Below are 14,791 nucleotides of genomic sequence, written 5' to 3' on the forward strand. Positions count from 1 at the left end.
CCAGCGGTCACTGCGACGGCCCGGCCACGCCCTCCGGCCGCACCCGCCCCCGTACGACCAGGAACGTGCCGACGGCCGCGAGGACCAGGCCGAGGCCGGCGGCGCCGAGCGGGGCGGTCTCGCCGACCAGCTTCAGGCGGCTGCTGTCGTTGTCCGCGAGGGCCACCTGGGTCTTCTGCGTGGCCTCGGTGAACGCGATCTTCCGGCTGTCCAGAAGCACCACCGCGTCCTTCTCCCCGCCCGGCTTGCGCAGCGTCTTGCGGGGCCCGATCTGCGCGTACACGATCCGCCCCGTGCGCCGGTCCACGACCAGCTCCACGCCGTGGTTCGCGTACCACTCCTCGGCGAGGACCTGGCTCGCCTTCGACCCGACGAGCCGCCCCGGCACCTGCCGCGTCCCGGTCTTCGTGGCCTTCACGGTGCCGGTGAAGCGCAGCCCCTCGTAGCCCTGGACCTTCTTCATACCGCTGAACTTCAACGGCACGGTCGCGCCGAGGGTGTTGTCCCACCAGCGGTACGTGCGCTCCTGCACGTCGAACGGGAACTTCAGGTAGGCCTCGCCCTCGAAGTAGGGCTTCTCGTCGCAGCAGTGCACGGGGCGGTTGGTCTTCCGGTCGGTGACCCAGCGCTCGGTGGTCCACTGCAGCGAGTCGTGCGGGTCGGCCGCGGGCAGCGACTTGTCCGGGTCGACCGAGGTGGACACGTCCCACACGGCGTGCTCGTCGCTGCTGTCGGCGACGTCGCCGCGCACCTGCCGGGTCACCGTCAGATCGGCGCCCTTGACGGTCTTGACCTTGTCGGTGTCGAAGTAGGCGCCCTTGCCCTCGAAGACCGTGACCGTGTCGATGTCGAGGGGGCTGACCTTGGCCCGTGGCTCCACGTACCAGGCCAGCATCGGGGCGAGCACGAGCAGAAAGACGCCGACCCCGAGGAGGACCAGCGAGAGAGGCGAGGCGGTACGGCGCATCCGGGCACTCCAGGGCGGGTGAGAGACCGCTCGACCGGCGTACGGGCACGGCGGGAGCGGCAACGGCTGAAGGAGGCGCGAGCGGCTCACGGCAGAGGTGAGCGGCTCACGAGAGCAAGGAGTCAGAGCGCAGGCGGCGATCCCGTGGTACTGGCCGGGACCGTAGGCCCACTCTTGACTCACTGTCAATGGACCCTGGACACTGGGCAGCCGCCGGAGGGGACCGGCGACGGGGGTGGCCGCGGGCTGGTGCCCGGGGTCCGGGTGGTGTCGCCGACAGAGAGGCTCACCTGCCATGCACCGACTTCTCGCCGCAGCACTCACCGCGCTCTGCGCCTCCGCGCTCGCCGTCGGCGCCGCCCTCGGCATCGTCGCGATCCTGGGCGCCACACCGGAGCAGCCCAACACACCCCTGATCAGCTACGAGCAGGCGCAGCAGGAACGTTGACCACGATGAGCGCACGCTCCGCCTGGCGGACGGTGCCCCGGCTGAAGATGGCCCGGTTCGCCGACCTCGCCATGGACGAGGTGCCGCGCCTGGCCGACGACATCCTGCGCGAGATCCGCCGCGAGTACCCCCAGCTGCCCGTCGTCCTCAACGACTCCGGCGAACCGATGGCGCTCGTCGGCATCCGCCGCGCCCTGGAGGTCTTCGTCCAGCAGATCGCGCACACCGAGGACCGGCCCCGCTACCACCCGGAGGTCTTCCAGGAGTTCGGCCGCGGCGAGGGGCTGCACGGCCGCAGCCTGGACTCGCTGCAGGCCATCTACCGGCTCGGCGTCCGCCTCGCCTGGCGCCGCCTCGCCGAGATCGGCCAGCTCGTGGAGATCCCGCCCCCGGCCATGTACGAACTCGCCGAAGCGGGCTTCGAGTATCTGGACGGCCTCGTCGACCAGTCCGTACGCGGCTACGCCGAAGCCGCGGCCCGACAGGCGGGGGAGCGGCTGCGACTGCAGCGGAAGCTGATGGAGCTGCTCCTTGTCGAGCACCGCGCCGACCCGGCCGAGGCGATCGCCGAGCGTGCCGCCCGCGTCGGCTGGACGCCGCCCGAGCGCGTGGCCGTCGGCGTCCTGCTCCGCCCCGCCCGCGAGGCCGTCGCCCCCGCCGTCGGCCAGGACGTCCTGCTCGACATGGAGTCCGAGCAGCCCCGCATGGTCGTCCCCGAACCGGACGCCGCGGGCAGGCCCGAACTGCTGCGCCGGGCCATGACCGGCTGGGCCGGGGCGATCGGGCCGCCCGTGCCGCTCGTCGACGCCGCGAAGTCGCTGCGCTGGGCGGAGGCCGCGGTCCGGCTGATGGAGCGCGGACTGCTGCCCGGCGGCGAGGTGCTGTTCTGCATCGAGCACACCGAGGCCCTGGTCCTGCTCAAGGCCGAGGAGCTGATCAACGACCTGGCCCGCCGCACCCTCGCCCCGCTCGCCCACTGCGGCCCGGCACACGGCCGGCGCCTGGCCGAGACCCTGCTCGCCTGGCTGGAGACCCGCGGCGGCGCCCCCGAGGTCGCCGCCCGCCTCGGCGTCCACCCGCAGACGGTCCGCTACCGGCTGCGGCAGATCAGGGAATTCTGGGGCGACGAGATCGACGACCCGGACCGCCGCTTCGAACTGGAACTGGTCCTTCGGGCGCAACGCCTCAGAGGCGGCATCCCGAGCCCTCCGACGGACCGGGCCCAGGGGACGTCTCCCCGATCTCTGCGGGGAGACGCCCCCTAGCCTCTGACCAGCCACGGCAGGACTTGGCACACAACCTTCACACCGCCTGCCTCATCCGTTACGGGAGCACCTCTAGCCTCCCGAACTCATGGACTACTGCCACCCCTGCCGCCGCCATCTCAACGGCGCCCTCGCCTGCCCCGGCTGCGGCACGCCCGCCGAGGCCTGCCGCAGGTACGCCGAGGAGCTGGTGGCCGCCGAGGCGGCGGGCGGCATCGCGCCGCACCGCGGGGACGAGCCGGACGAGCCGCGCCGCTCCCGCCGGGCCGCCGGCCGAGCCCGGCGCCGGGACGCCGAGCGGCGCCGCCGCCGTACCCGCGCCCTCGTCGTCGGCGCCGGGTTCCTGCTGGTCGCGGGCGGTCTGGGCGCGGCCCAGCTGAGCGGCGACGCCGAGCCCGAGGACCGCGCGGCCCCCGCCCGGTCGGACGCCCCGGAGGGCACGGACGCGGTCCAGCCCACACAGACCGCGGCGGAGACCGGCCGGACCGACCGCGGCGACCGCGCGTCGTCGGGCGCCACCTCCGCGACGCCCGGCACGCCGGAGGCGGACGCGACGACGAAGGCCCCGAAGAAGTCCGGGAAGCCGGACAAGGCCACCAAGTCCCCGACCGAACAGCCGAGTTCACGCCCACCGAGCACGCACCGCCCACCGATCGAACGCCCCACGCCATCCCCGGAGACACGGTCGGCGGACCCGGAACCGGAACCCACGCCCACGGAGACCTGCGACCGTTTCCTGTGGTGGTGCGCATAAGTGGTGCGCATACCAGCCTGTCCGGCGTTTGAGGACCAGCGGGTCTGGGGCGGCAGCCCCAGGAATGGGCTCAGCTGTCCAACATCAGCTTCAACAGATCCCGCAAGGAAACCCGCTGCTCCCGCGACAGCGTCCCCAGCGGCTCGCGCGCGAAGTCGTCCAGGCCGTCGCGGAGTTCGCGCGCCGTGCGCTTGCCGTCCTCCGTCGGCGCGGCCAGCTTCACGCGCCGGTCGGCCGGGTCGGGGCGGCGCTCGACCAGGCCCCGGGACTCCAGGCGGTCCACGATGCCCGTGATGTTGGACGGCTCGCACTTCAGCTTCTGCGCGATCCGCCGCATCGGCATCGGTTCGAGGGAGAGCAGCCCGAGCACCCGGGCCTGGGCTCCGGTCAGGGCGTGCTTGCTCGCGGCCCGCTCGTACTCGTCGTGGTAGCGGTTCACCACGGAGCCGATCAGCTCGACGACCTCCAGGGTCAGCGGGTCGGTGCGGGGCGTGCGGGATGCGGCCATGCACACCAGCGTACCCATTTACTTGACAACATGAAATATCCAGGCGCATGGTTGTTTCACGTTCTGAAGTAGTTTTACGCAACCCAGGGAGCGATCCCGAGGGTTGCTCAGTCTCAGGAGGCCGCACCCATGTCGTCACTGCCTTCCACCAGCCGCGCCTGGCACCTGGTCGCCCGCCCGCACGGCTGGCCCGCGGACGCCGACTTCGAACTCCGTGAGGTGCCCCTCGCCGCGCCCGCCGAGGGCCACATCCTGGTGAAGAACCTGCACTACTCGGTCGACCCGTACATGCGCGGCCGGATGAACGACGTGAAGTCGTACGTCCCGCCCTTCCAGCTGGACCAGCCCCTGGACGGCGGCGCGGTCGGCGAGGTCGTCGCCTCGAACGACCCGGGCTTCGCGGTCGGCGACCACGTCCTGCACGGCCTGGGCTGGCGCGACTACGCCGACGTACCGGCGAAGCACGCCAAGAAGGTCGACGGCTCGATCGCCCCGCTCTCCGCCTACCTCGGCGTCCTCGGCATGCCGGGCCTCACCGCGTACGCGGGCCTCCTGGAGGTCGCCTCCTTCAAGGAGGGCGACGCGGTGTTCGTGTCCGGTGCCGCCGGTGCCGTGGGCAGCCAGGTCGGCCAGATCGCCCGTATCAAGGGCGCGTCCCGGGTCATCGGCTCGGCCGGATCCGACGACAAGGTCAAGCTCCTCACCGAGGAGTACGGCTTCGACGCGGCCTTCAACTACAAGAAGGGCCCGGTCGCCGAGCAGCTGAAGGAGGCCGCCCCCGAGGGCATCGACGTCTACTTCGACAACGTCGGCGGCGACCACCTGGAGGCCGCCATCAGCCGCCTCAACCTGCACGGCCGCGTCACCGTCTGCGGCATGATCGCCGGCTACAACGACACCGAGCCGACGCCCGGCCCCCGCAACATGGTCATGATCATCGGCAAGCGGCTGCGGCTCCAGGGCATGATCGTCACCGACCACCAGGCCCTTCAGCCCAAGTTCGTCCAGGACGTCGCCTCCTGGATCGCCTCCGGTGAGCTGAAGTACCGCGAGACGTTCGTCGACGGCATCGAGAACGGCGTGGACGCCTTCCTCGGCGTCCTGCGCGGCGACAACACCGGAAAGATGGTCGTCAACCCGACCCGTTAAGGTTCGAGCAGTGACCGTTTCCGGGTCGTGGGCGCGAGCCCGGGCGGCGCAACCATGGAGGAAAGCAGCTAATGGCCATCCAGCAGTCCGACGTCAAGTACACCGCCGTTGCCACCGCGGAAGGCGGCCGTGACGGTCGCGTCGCCGCCACCGACGGCAAGCTCGACGTCGTCGTCAACCCGCCCAAGGAGATGGGCGGCTCCGGCGACGGCACCAACCCCGAGCAGCTCTTCGCCGCCGGTTACGCGGCGTGCTTCCAGGGTGCGCTCGGCGTCGTCGCCCGGAACGAGAAGGTCGACATCACGGGCTCGCTCGTGACCGCCGAGGTCGGCATCGGCTCCAACGACGAGGGCTTCGGCATCATCGTCGCGATCAAGGGCTCCATCCCGACCGTGGACGAGGCCACCGCCAAGTCCCTGCTCGAGAAGGCCCACCAGGTGTGCCCGTACTCCAAGGCCACCCGCGGCAACATCGAGGTCAGCCTCTCCGTCGCCTGATGACCCCCGCACGACCCGAGGGCCGCACTCCGTCCGTGGAGTGCGGCCCTCGGCGCGTAACCCGGGGTCAGGCGCGTATCCCGGGGTCAGCCGATGAGTGCCCGCCCGACCTGCGGGAACAGGCCCTTCGGGTGCGCCCGGAACAGCGGCTCCGTGCCGAACAGCACGACCTGAGCGCCGCCCGCACGCCCGCTGACCACGGACGCCTTGCCCGCCGCGTCCCGCGGACCGCCCGTGCCGTCGTCCGTCGCCCGCCAGTGCCCGGCGACCAGCGGATTCCCGCTCGCGTACGACTGCTCGACGCGGACCCCCGAGCCGAGGCCCGTGAACCACACCGGCGAGTACACGAAGCTGTGCGCCGGGGCGCCCTCGGTGAGCGAGCCCTCGTTCCGCACCCGCACCACGCCGTTGGCCGACTCGTTGCCCTCGACCGCCGTCACGTCGAGCAGCTCCGCCGACGCGTTGAACGCGGCACCCTCCGCGCCCCGTGCCACGACCCGGCCGCCGTCCGCGAGGAAGCCGTCGAGGGACTTCCTGGCGGCCGCGTCCAGCTTGTGGTGGGCGAGCCCGGAGGAGACGAAGAGTACGTCGGTGCCCTTCCAGTCGAAGCCGTCGTTGAGGACCGCCGTCGACACCGGCGTCACGTCGAACCGCATCTCCCGCAGCGCGAACAGCTCACCCGGTGTGACGGCCGCCGCGACCTTCGTCCGGTGCCGCGCGTTGGCCGCAGCGATCGCCTCGGCCGAGTCGAGGCCCCGCCCCGGATCAGCGGCCGCCGCGCTCCGTACCGCCGTGCGCCGCACGTCCAGGTCCGTGCCCTCCGGCACCGCCCGTACGTCCGCGCCCCACAGCAGGCCGAGGCTCCAGCCGGAGATGTCGTACATCGTCGACACCTTGTCGCTGATGTCCCGGCCGTCGGCGAGCAGCACGTTCGCCATGCCGCGCTTCGACTGGTGCAGGTCCACCACGTACGAACCGGCCGGGTGGGAACGGCCCGCGAGCCGGAACGCGTGGCTCGCGCGCTCCACCCGCACGTCGTTGGCGAGCAGATGGTTCACGAGCCGGGCCGCGGCCGGGCCCCTCGCCGGGATGACGTACGCCCGCGGGAACGCGGTGGTGTAGACGTCCTCCGAGCCGATCCCCGGCACGCCCGGCACGGTCTCCTCGGAGACCTCCACCTGCTGCTCGCCCGCGTCTGCCCGCCGGAACGTCTCGATCTGGTCGGCGATCAGCGAACTCCGCTTGTCGCGCGCGTAGTCTAGGGTCGCGCGCATCGCCGCGCCCGCGATGTCCACGTTGATCGCGGAGCGGCGGCGCAACTCGGCCTTCGGCAGCTCCTCGTACTCCTCGTTGTTCACGGCCATCGGGAACTCGATGGTGTGCGAGGCGACCGCGCCGTGGAACGGCATGTACTGCGGAGTGAAGATCGGCGGCCAGTCGTCCCAGCCCTCCTCCTGGTCCCGGAACGGGATCACGGCGGGCTTCACGCCGTCCTTCTCCTCGGTGTAGCCGAGGCCGTTGACGGCCTTCTCCATGCCGAGGGCGTTGGCGTACGTGTTCTTCAGGAACAAGTCGTACTCGTAGTTCTCGCCGTGCGGGGGAGTGGTCGGCTCGATCAGGGTGCCGTTGACGTACCCGTGCAGGTCGATCATCACGGCGGGCTGCTTGTCGATGGCGATCTGCCGGATCGCGCGCGTCTCCGGCTGGGACGCGGTGACGAAGTCGCGGTTCAGGTCGAAGCCGTTGCCGTTGGCGCGGGTTCCGGCGATCCGGCCGTCCGGGTTGGCCGTGACGTTGAAGTACAGCCGTGAGCGGTCGAGCAGCTCCTCGGTCTTCTCGCTCTTGGACGTGGCGAGTTCCTCGATGAGTCCGAGGGCGGCGTCGGTGCCCTCCCACTCGTTGCCGTGGATGTTGTTGTTGATGAAGACGGGCGTCTTGTAACGGGCCTTGATCCGCGGGTCCTTCGCGGCCCGCGCGGGCGCGCGCTCGATCAGCTCCCGCATCCGCTCCTGCTCCCGCGCCGTACGCGCCGACTCGGGCGAGGTCACGGTCACCAGATACAGCGGGTGCCCCTTCGCGGACCGCCCCGCGATCTCCACACTGACCCGGTCGCCCAGCTCCTGCAGCTCGTTGAGGGCCGGAGCGATCGCGTGGTACGGGGTCAGGCCCAGCTTGACCGACTTGTCGCCGGGGTTCTCCGGCTGGGCGGGAAGGACCTGCTCGCGCGGGTAGCCGCCGGTGGCCGCCGACAGCGCCGACGGTGTGTCCCGCAGGGCCCGTTCGGCCGCGGCGGCCGGGGACGTGGCGGCGCGGCCGTCCCCGCCCGCCCCGCTGTCCCGCACCGGGCTCGGCCCACCGGCGTCGGCGCTCGCGCCCAGCGGTGCGAGCAGGGCCGCGCTGGTCGCGGCGGCCAGGGTGATGGCTACGGGTCTGGGTATGCGCACACGTACCTCCGGAAGATCGATACGGGAGGTCTACGGTCTACCGGACCAACTCCTCACCAACAAGAGGAACTTGACCGTCGTGACAGCACCGTTGCCCCTCGCCGACCGGGCACCGACCGGGCGCCGACACGCTCCGGCTAGGGTGTCGCCCATGGCCATGCGTGATCTGGGAACCGGTTTTGGATATCTCGCGAAGGGTCAGCGCTGGGTCGCGGGCCACGGGCGCTGGCTCGGCTTCGGCCTGATCCCGGGCCTGATCACCCTCCTCCTGTACGCGGCCGCCCTGACTGGCCTCGCCCTCGGCGCCGACGACCTGATCGCCTGGGCGACGCCGTTCGCCGACGACTGGTCGTCGCCCTGGATCGGCCTCTTCCGCGGCTTCCTCACGGTGCTGCTCTTCGTCCTCGGCCTGTTCCTCGCGGTGATCACGTTCACCGCGGTGACGCTCCTGGTCGGCCAGCCCTTCTACGAGTCGCTGTCCGAGCAGGTCGACAAGTCCGAGTCGCCCGACGGCAGCGCGCCCGAGTCGGGCCTGCCGCTGATGCGCGAGCTGTGGATCTCGGCCCGCGACAGCCTGCGCATCCTGGTCCGCGCCGTGGTGTGGGCCGTCCTGCTGTTCTTCCTCGGCTTCATCCCGGTGCTCGGCCAGACTGTCGTCCCGGCGATCGGCTTCTGCGTGACGGGCTTCTTCCTCGCCCAGGAACTCACCTCGGTCGCCCTGCAGCGCCGCCGCGTCGAAGTCCGCGAACAGCTCGCGCTGCTGCGCGCCAACCGCATGATGACCTGGGGCTTCGGCGTGCCGCTCGCGCTGTCGTTCCTGATCCCGTTCGTGGCGGTCTTCCTGATGCCGGGCGCGGTCGCGGGCGCCACGCTGATGGTGCGCGACCTGCGCGGCGAGAACGAACTCCCGCCGCGGCAGCCGAACCCGCAGGGCGTCCAGGGCCAGGCCCCCGGCCCGTACGGTCAGCCGCACAAGCCGGGGCAGCCGCCTCAGGCCCAGCACCCGCAGCAGCCTCAGCACCCGCAGCCGCCCCACCCGCAGCACCCTCAGCCCCTGCGGAACAACCCGTACGCGAAGTAGCGCCGGCCCGGCCGCGCGGGGCTCAGCCCTCGGACGCCACCACGCCCACGATCGCCCGCACCTGCGCCACGATCGCGAGCCGGTCGCGTACGAACTCCGGGTCCGTGACCGTGCCGTCCGCCGGGTCCGTGTTGCCCGCGCCGAACTGCAGCACCGGCGTGTGCACATGGCCGCCCGGCAGCTCGTCGCGCAGGCCGAGCCGGTCGCGCAGCAGCGTCGCGCGGTACGCGATCTCGTTCGAGAGGTAGTCACCGCCACCGCCCGCGCGGGCCGTCGACCCCTCCGTCGGTCCGTCCGGCCGCTCCACCGGCTCGCTCGCCCCGGCCGGGATCTCCGTCACCTCGGTGTTGTCGTACACGGGGAACGGCCCGGTGTCCGCGGCCACGATCCGCTCGCACGGCAGGGTCGTACGGGTCCACTGCGGCTGCGTGTCCGGGTCGGTGACCGGCACCGTCTCCGTGCGCGACACGTCCAGGTTGTCCGGGAAGCCGCCCCGCCAGGCCCCGTTGTACCGCTCCACGTCGAAACGGCCCACCCGGCCCTGGCTCACCGTCGTGAACGCGTCCACGCGCGCCAGGTGCGGGCGCAGGGCGCGCTCCACCGCGCCGTCCGCGAAGTCCTGCCAGCGCACGGGGAACACGGCCACCTCCACCCGCGCCCGCCGACCGTCCGCCGTCCGCACATACGTACCGTCGAGCGCGAGCGCCGCCGCGCCCGAGGGGTTGCTGATGCGCACGTCCCGGTCCAGCGTGAACGGGTCGAAGCCGGTGAGCAGCACCCGCTTCTCGCCCTTGGCGCGTGCGGGGTAGCGGATGTCGTCCTGGCCGCGCGAGGTCCGTTCGAGGGCCCCGAGCAGCGCGGTGCGGCGAGAGTCGGACAGCTCGAACTCGGTGTCCAGGGCGCGCAGTTCTCGCGTCATGCCGAGCCGCGCCCAGTAGAGCGGCCTGTCGTCGTCCCGGCTCAACTCCCCGTCCGCCACGGGCGCCCGCCCCTGCACCCGGTCGACGGCCCGCTCCCACAGCCGCGTTCCATGGCGCACGACGACCCTCCGGGCCTCGGCGTACGAGTCCGCCTCGCGCAGGGCGCGCGCGAAGTCCGGTGCCGCGTCGGCGAATCCGCTGCGGCGCAGGATCTCCTGCGGGGCCGCGCGGTCGAGGCGCTGCTCCTCGACCGTACCGGTCTGCGCTGTGCCGGTCTGCGCTGTGCCGGTCTGCGCTGTGGCGGTCTCCGCCGTGGGGGTCTGCGGCGCGGGGGCGGCGCCGAGGGTGAGGGGCGAGCAGAGCGTGAGTATCGCGGCACCGAGCCGCACGCGTGCCAGTGTCACAGGGGTCCTTCCGTGAGCCGCCGTCGCCGGTGACGGACGGTGCCCGGAAGTATGGCCCAACTAGCCCTTGGACGAAGGTGGTTCGGGGCCTTCGAGCAGCGTCAGGAAGTGCCCGAACGCCGCCCCCATGTCCACCGCGTCCGGGTCCAGGAGCCACTGGAACTGCAGGCCGTCCATCACCGCGACCAGGAGCGGCGCCGCCTGTGCGGGGGTCAGGCCGCTCGGCAGGCACGCGCCGTACTCGGCGCGCAGCACCGTCTCCATCGACGGGCGCACCGCCGCGTACCGCTCCGTGAAGTAGGCGCGCGCCGGGTGGCCCTCCGTGACGCTCTCGCCGAGCAGCGCCGAGAAGGTCTGCACGATGCCCGGCCGCATCGCGTTGTACTCGACCAGGGACTGCAGGAGTTCGAGGCGCCAGGAGCGCGCGGGCACCGCGTCCCACTGGTCGCGCTCCGCGAGGACGGCGACGAGCAGCGCCTCCTTGGTGGAGAAGTAGTGCAGCAGCCCCTGCTGGGTGAGGCCGACGCGCTCCGCGACCGCGCCGAGCGTCGCACCCCGGTAACCGCGCTCCGCGATCACCTCCAGGGCGGCCCGCACGATCTCCGCGCGCCGCTCCTCGCTCCTGGCTCTCGCCGCCATGCCGCCCCACCTCTCGCCGGCCCCGTGCGCCTGCCTGCCGGATCTGCCTGCCAGCTGGATCTGCCTGCCTGCCGGATCTGTCTGCCAGTTGGACGGTACGCCATGGAAGATAACGCTCAGGTAACGAAACCTACTGAATTACAGGTTCCGGGTGCAGGATGAGACCAACACGTTCGTGGACGAGGAGGAGGTACGGCGATGGCGCAGGGTGCTCCCGGGACGCCCGTTCCGCAGGCCGAGCAGGAGCGGGAGGCGGCCGTCGAGGCGGCGCTCGCCCGGCTCGACCTCGACTCCAAGGCCCGGCTGCTCGCCGGTCAGGACATGTGGACGCTGCCCGCGCTCCCGGAGATCGGCCTGGCCTCCCTGGTGTTGTCGGACGGCCCGGTCGGCGTGCGCGGGGTGCGCTGGACCGCCGCCGACCCTTCCGGCGCGCTGCCCTCGCCGACCGCGCTCGCCGCCGCCTGGGACCCGGAGCTCGCCCGCCGTGCCGGGCACGTCCTGGCTCAGGAGGCCCGCCGCAAGGGTGTGCACGTCCTGCTCGCGCCGACGGTCAACCTGCACCGCTCCCCGCGCGGCGGCCGCCACTTCGAGGCGTACTCCGAGGATCCGTACCTGACGGGCGAGATCGGCACGGGATATGTGCGCGGCGTACAGGAGGGCGGCGTCGGTACGACGGTCAAGCACTTCGTGGCCAACGACGCCGAGACGGACCGCTTCACCGTCAACAACACCGTCGCCCCGCGCCCGCTGCGCGAGCTCTACCTCGCCCCCTTCGAGGCGATCGTCAAGAACGCCCGCCCCTGGGGCATCATGACCGCCTACAACCAGGTCAACGGCACCACGATGACCGAACACGGCCCGCTCGTGAACGGCGTCCTGCGCGCCGAGTGGGGCTTCGACGGCGCCAACGTCTCCGACTGGATGGCAGCCCGCTCCACCCGCGCCGCCATCGAGGGCGGCCTGGACCTCGCGATGCCCGGCCCGCGCACCGTGTACGGCCCGGCGCTGGCCGCCGCCGTCCGCGCGGGCGAGGTCGCGGAGTCCACCGTCGACGGCGCCGTCCGCAACGTCCTGCGGCTCGCCGCCCGCGTCGGCGCCCTCGCCGGGGCCCCGCCCGTCGTCACCGAACCGCCCGCCGCCGTCGACGGCCAGGCCCTGGCCCGGGAGATCGCCCGGCGCGCCTTCGTCCTCGTACGCAACGAGCCACGCGCCGGGAAGGCCGCCCTTCCCCTGCCCGCCGGCCACACCGTCGCCCTGATCGGCGCCGCCGCGCGTGACGCCCGGGCGCTCGGCGGCGGCTCCGCCACCGTCTTCCCCGAGCGCGTGGTCCCGCCCCTCGACGGCCTCCGTGCGGCCCTCCCCGAAGGCGCGCTCACGTACGCCGTCGGCGCCGATCCGAACAGCCAACTCACCGCCGCGGGGCCGGGGTTCAGCCTGCGCGCCGTCTGCCGCGACGCCGCCGGTGACGAGCTGGCCACACTCGACGTACCCGGCGGGCGGATCCAGTGGTTCGGCGCCGACCTCCCCGAGGGCGTCGACATGGCCGACGTGCACAGCGTGGAACTCACCGGCACGTTCACCCCGCGCGTCACCGGCACCCACACCTTCGGCACCCGCGGGTTCGGCCGCTTCCGCCTCACCGTCGACGGCGAGCGGCACTCCGACGAGACCCGGCTGCTCGGCCCCGACGCCGACCCCTTCGAAGCGTTCTTCGGCACACCGGCCGAGGCAGCCCGCATCGACCTCGCGGCGGGCCGGGACGTGCCGGTCAGCCTCTACCACGAGGTCCACCGGACCCCCGGCGCCCCGATCGAGACCATCGGATTGACCCTCGCGCACCGCGAACCCCAGCGCGACGAGGACGAGTTGATCGCCGAGGCCGTCGCCGCCGCCCGCGCCGCCGACACCGCCGTCGTCGTGGTCGCCACCACCGAACTCGTCGAGTCCGAGGGCTTCGACCGCGGCGATCTGCGCCTGCCGGGCCGCCAGGACGACCTCGTCCGCGCGGTCGCCGCGGCCAACCCCCGCACGGTGGTGGTCGTCAACTCCGGCTCCCCGGTGGAGCTCCCGTGGCGGGACGAGGTCGCCGCGATCCTCCTCGGCTGGTTCCCCGGCCAGGAGGGCGGCGCTGCCCTCGCCGACGTCCTGACCGGCGCGGCGGAACCCGGCGGCCGCCTCCCCACCACCTGGGGCGCCCTCGCAGACGCCCCGGTCACCGAAGTCACCCCCACCAACGGCGAACTCCCGTACACCGAGGGCCTGTTCATCGGCTACCGAGCCTGGGAGCGGACCGGCGCAACCCCCTCGTACCCCTTCGGCCACGGCCTCGGCTACACCGACTGGGAGTACGAATCCCTCAAGGCGAGCCCCGACTCCGCCACGGTCCGCCTGCGCAACACCGGCACGCGCCCCGGCCGCGAGGTCGTCCAGCTCTATCTCGCGCCTGTCGACGACCCGGTCGAACGTCCGGCGCGGTGGCTGGCCGGGTTCGCGGGAGTGGAGGCCGACCCGGGCGAAAGCGTCGAGGTCACGGTCCAACTCCCGTGCCGGGCCTACGAGATATGGGACGAGGAGCAGGGGAGCTGGGCCCTGGTGGAGGGCGAGTACGAGATCCAGGCGTCACGCTCACTCACGGACACGCGGCTGCGGGGCGTTATCAGCCTGTCCGGCGTTTGAGGACGAGGCCGGAGGCCGAAGAGGGAGCGGGGTCCGGGGGCGCAGCCCCTGGGAGGCCGAGCCCAGGACGACGGCAGCCGTCGAGCGGACGGCAACTACTCCGCCGTAACCCGCCGGAAGGCGATCTCCGCCAACCGCGCCTGCCCGTCCTTCCCCGGATGGAAGAAGTCCCAGCGGCTCAACTGCCCCGTACCGAAGCGGTAGTCGAAGACCGCGCCGTCGTCGTACCGGCACCGCTCGTCCTTCGCGCAGACCTCCGCCAGCGCCTCGTTGTACGCCACGACCCGGTCGTACGCCGAGTCCCGGCGCTGCGTCGACCGCGAGTCGACGGCGTCGGGCTCGCCCAGCATCGTCGGGCAGATGCCCAGGCTCCACACCTTCTTGGCCATCGCGCTGCCCCGCCCCTGCGACCACAGCCGCTTCAGATCGGGCACGCTCGCCACGTACACCTGCGCCTTCGGCCGCTCCGCGCGCAACGTACGAAGCGCCTCCGCGAAGTCCGCGCGGAACTCCGCGACGGGCGTCATCGCGTCCACCGAGGCCCGGCACACATCGTTCGCGCCCACCAGCACCGTCACCAGGTCCGGGGACTCGGCGGCCGCCTGCTCCATCTGCGCGGGCAGGTCGGCCATCCTGGCGCCGCTGTTCGCGAAGTTCCAACTGCGCTTGGCCGCCGCCTCCTTGCCGAGCAGCCGCACCGCGAGGGAACGCACCTCGGGGTCGGTGCCGGTCGCCCACGACGACTCCGGGCAGTCCGAGAGCACCGAACAGGCGTCGAAGGCCCGCGTGATGGAATCGCCCACCGCGGCAAGGGACTTCGGCGAGGTGTCCCAGGCGGGCTCGGGACTCGGGGACGCCTTCGGGCTCGCCTTCGCGGCCTCGGGAGCGGACCCGGCGCCCCCGGAGCCGGAGCAGCCGGCGAGCCCCAGGGACACGCACACACCAAGCGCCGCCGCGACAGCGGACGCGGCCCCGCGACGAAGGGGGCGGTTGAAACCGAACTCCCGCATCTTCACGTCCTCGTACACGTCCCCGTACA

Annotated in this window: 13 protein-coding genes; 7 read left to right on the top strand and 6 right to left on the bottom strand. The window is 72.5% G+C overall.

The annotated features are described in order from the left end of the window. Positions 1 to 7: 7 nt before the first annotated feature. Positions 8 to 967, bottom strand: coding sequence for a DUF3068 domain-containing protein (locus QIT00_RS14850; protein WP_282535712.1), 960 nt, complete (start codon positions 965 to 967; stop codon positions 8 to 10). Between the two features lie 295 nt (positions 968 to 1,262). On the opposite strand from QIT00_RS14850, the gene QIT00_RS14855 reads away from it, so the two are divergent. From QIT00_RS14855 to QIT00_RS14865, 3 genes are all read left to right on the top strand, one after another. Further along, complete coding sequence (locus QIT00_RS14855; RefSeq protein ID WP_282535713.1) at positions 1,263 to 1,415, top strand: hypothetical protein; 153 nt, start codon at positions 1,263 to 1,265, stop codon at positions 1,413 to 1,415. A gap of 5 nt (positions 1,416 to 1,420) precedes the next feature. Continuing rightward, complete coding sequence (locus tag QIT00_RS14860) at positions 1,421 to 2,680, top strand: helix-turn-helix domain-containing protein (RefSeq protein ID WP_282535714.1); 1,260 nt, start codon at positions 1,421 to 1,423, stop codon at positions 2,678 to 2,680. 88 nt (positions 2,681 to 2,768) lie between these two features. Further along, positions 2,769 to 3,434 carry an SCO2400 family protein gene (locus QIT00_RS14865; RefSeq protein WP_282535715.1) on the top strand — a complete coding sequence of 222 codons (666 nt, stop codon included), beginning with the start codon at positions 2,769 to 2,771 and terminating at the stop codon, positions 3,432 to 3,434. 70 nt (positions 3,435 to 3,504) lie between these two features. On the opposite strand, the gene QIT00_RS14870 is transcribed toward QIT00_RS14865, so the two are convergent. Further along, positions 3,505 to 3,942: a MarR family winged helix-turn-helix transcriptional regulator gene (locus QIT00_RS14870; protein ID WP_282535716.1), complete on the bottom strand. Its 438-nt coding sequence runs from the start codon at positions 3,940 to 3,942 to the stop codon at positions 3,505 to 3,507. 129 nt (positions 3,943 to 4,071) lie between these two features. Here QIT00_RS14870 and QIT00_RS14875 point away from each other — a divergent pair, with 129 nt between their 5' ends. Continuing rightward, a complete protein-coding gene (locus QIT00_RS14875) occupies positions 4,072 to 5,091 on the top strand; it encodes an NADP-dependent oxidoreductase (RefSeq protein WP_282535717.1) in 1,020 nt (339 codons plus the stop codon). Between the two features lie 71 nt (positions 5,092 to 5,162). Then, positions 5,163 to 5,588, top strand: a complete 426-nt coding sequence (locus QIT00_RS14880; protein WP_282535718.1) for an organic hydroperoxide resistance protein — start codon at positions 5,163 to 5,165, stop codon at positions 5,586 to 5,588. A gap of 86 nt (positions 5,589 to 5,674) precedes the next feature. Here the strand turns inward: QIT00_RS14880 and QIT00_RS14885 are convergent, their stop codons facing one another. Beyond that, on the bottom strand, positions 5,675 to 8,032 hold the full coding sequence (locus tag QIT00_RS14885; RefSeq protein ID WP_282535719.1) for a M14 family zinc carboxypeptidase: 2,358 nt from the start codon (positions 8,030 to 8,032) through the stop codon (positions 5,675 to 5,677). 157 nt (positions 8,033 to 8,189) lie between these two features. On the opposite strand from QIT00_RS14885, the gene QIT00_RS14890 reads away from it, so the two are divergent. Continuing rightward, positions 8,190 to 9,113, top strand: coding sequence for an EI24 domain-containing protein (locus tag QIT00_RS14890; protein WP_282535873.1), 924 nt, complete (start codon positions 8,190 to 8,192; stop codon positions 9,111 to 9,113). Between the two features lie 22 nt (positions 9,114 to 9,135). Here the strand turns inward: QIT00_RS14890 and QIT00_RS14895 are convergent, their stop codons facing one another. Then, positions 9,136 to 10,437, bottom strand: a complete 1,302-nt coding sequence (locus QIT00_RS14895) for a pyroglutamyl peptidase (protein ID WP_282535720.1) — start codon at positions 10,435 to 10,437, stop codon at positions 9,136 to 9,138. Between the two features lie 60 nt (positions 10,438 to 10,497). Then, complete coding sequence (locus tag QIT00_RS14900; RefSeq protein ID WP_282535721.1) at positions 10,498 to 11,076, bottom strand: TetR/AcrR family transcriptional regulator; 579 nt, start codon at positions 11,074 to 11,076, stop codon at positions 10,498 to 10,500. 198 nt (positions 11,077 to 11,274) lie between these two features. Between QIT00_RS14900 and QIT00_RS14905 the strand changes: the two genes are divergently transcribed. After that, positions 11,275 to 13,752 (top strand): glycoside hydrolase family 3 protein, encoded by a 2,478-nt coding sequence (locus QIT00_RS14905; protein WP_282535722.1) that lies wholly within the window; start codon positions 11,275 to 11,277, stop codon positions 13,750 to 13,752. Between the two features lie 95 nt (positions 13,753 to 13,847). On the opposite strand, the gene QIT00_RS14910 is transcribed toward QIT00_RS14905, so the two are convergent. Beyond that, the gene (locus tag QIT00_RS14910) at positions 13,848 to 14,762 is read right to left on the bottom strand and encodes an SGNH/GDSL hydrolase family protein (protein WP_408909779.1); all 915 of its coding nucleotides are present in this window, start codon (positions 14,760 to 14,762) and stop codon (positions 13,848 to 13,850) included. Positions 14,763 to 14,791: the final 29 nt, after the last annotated feature.

The organism is Streptomyces luteolus, assembly GCF_029968015.1.
GTDB classification, from domain to species: domain Bacteria; phylum Actinomycetota; class Actinomycetes; order Streptomycetales; family Streptomycetaceae; genus Streptomyces; species Streptomyces luteolus.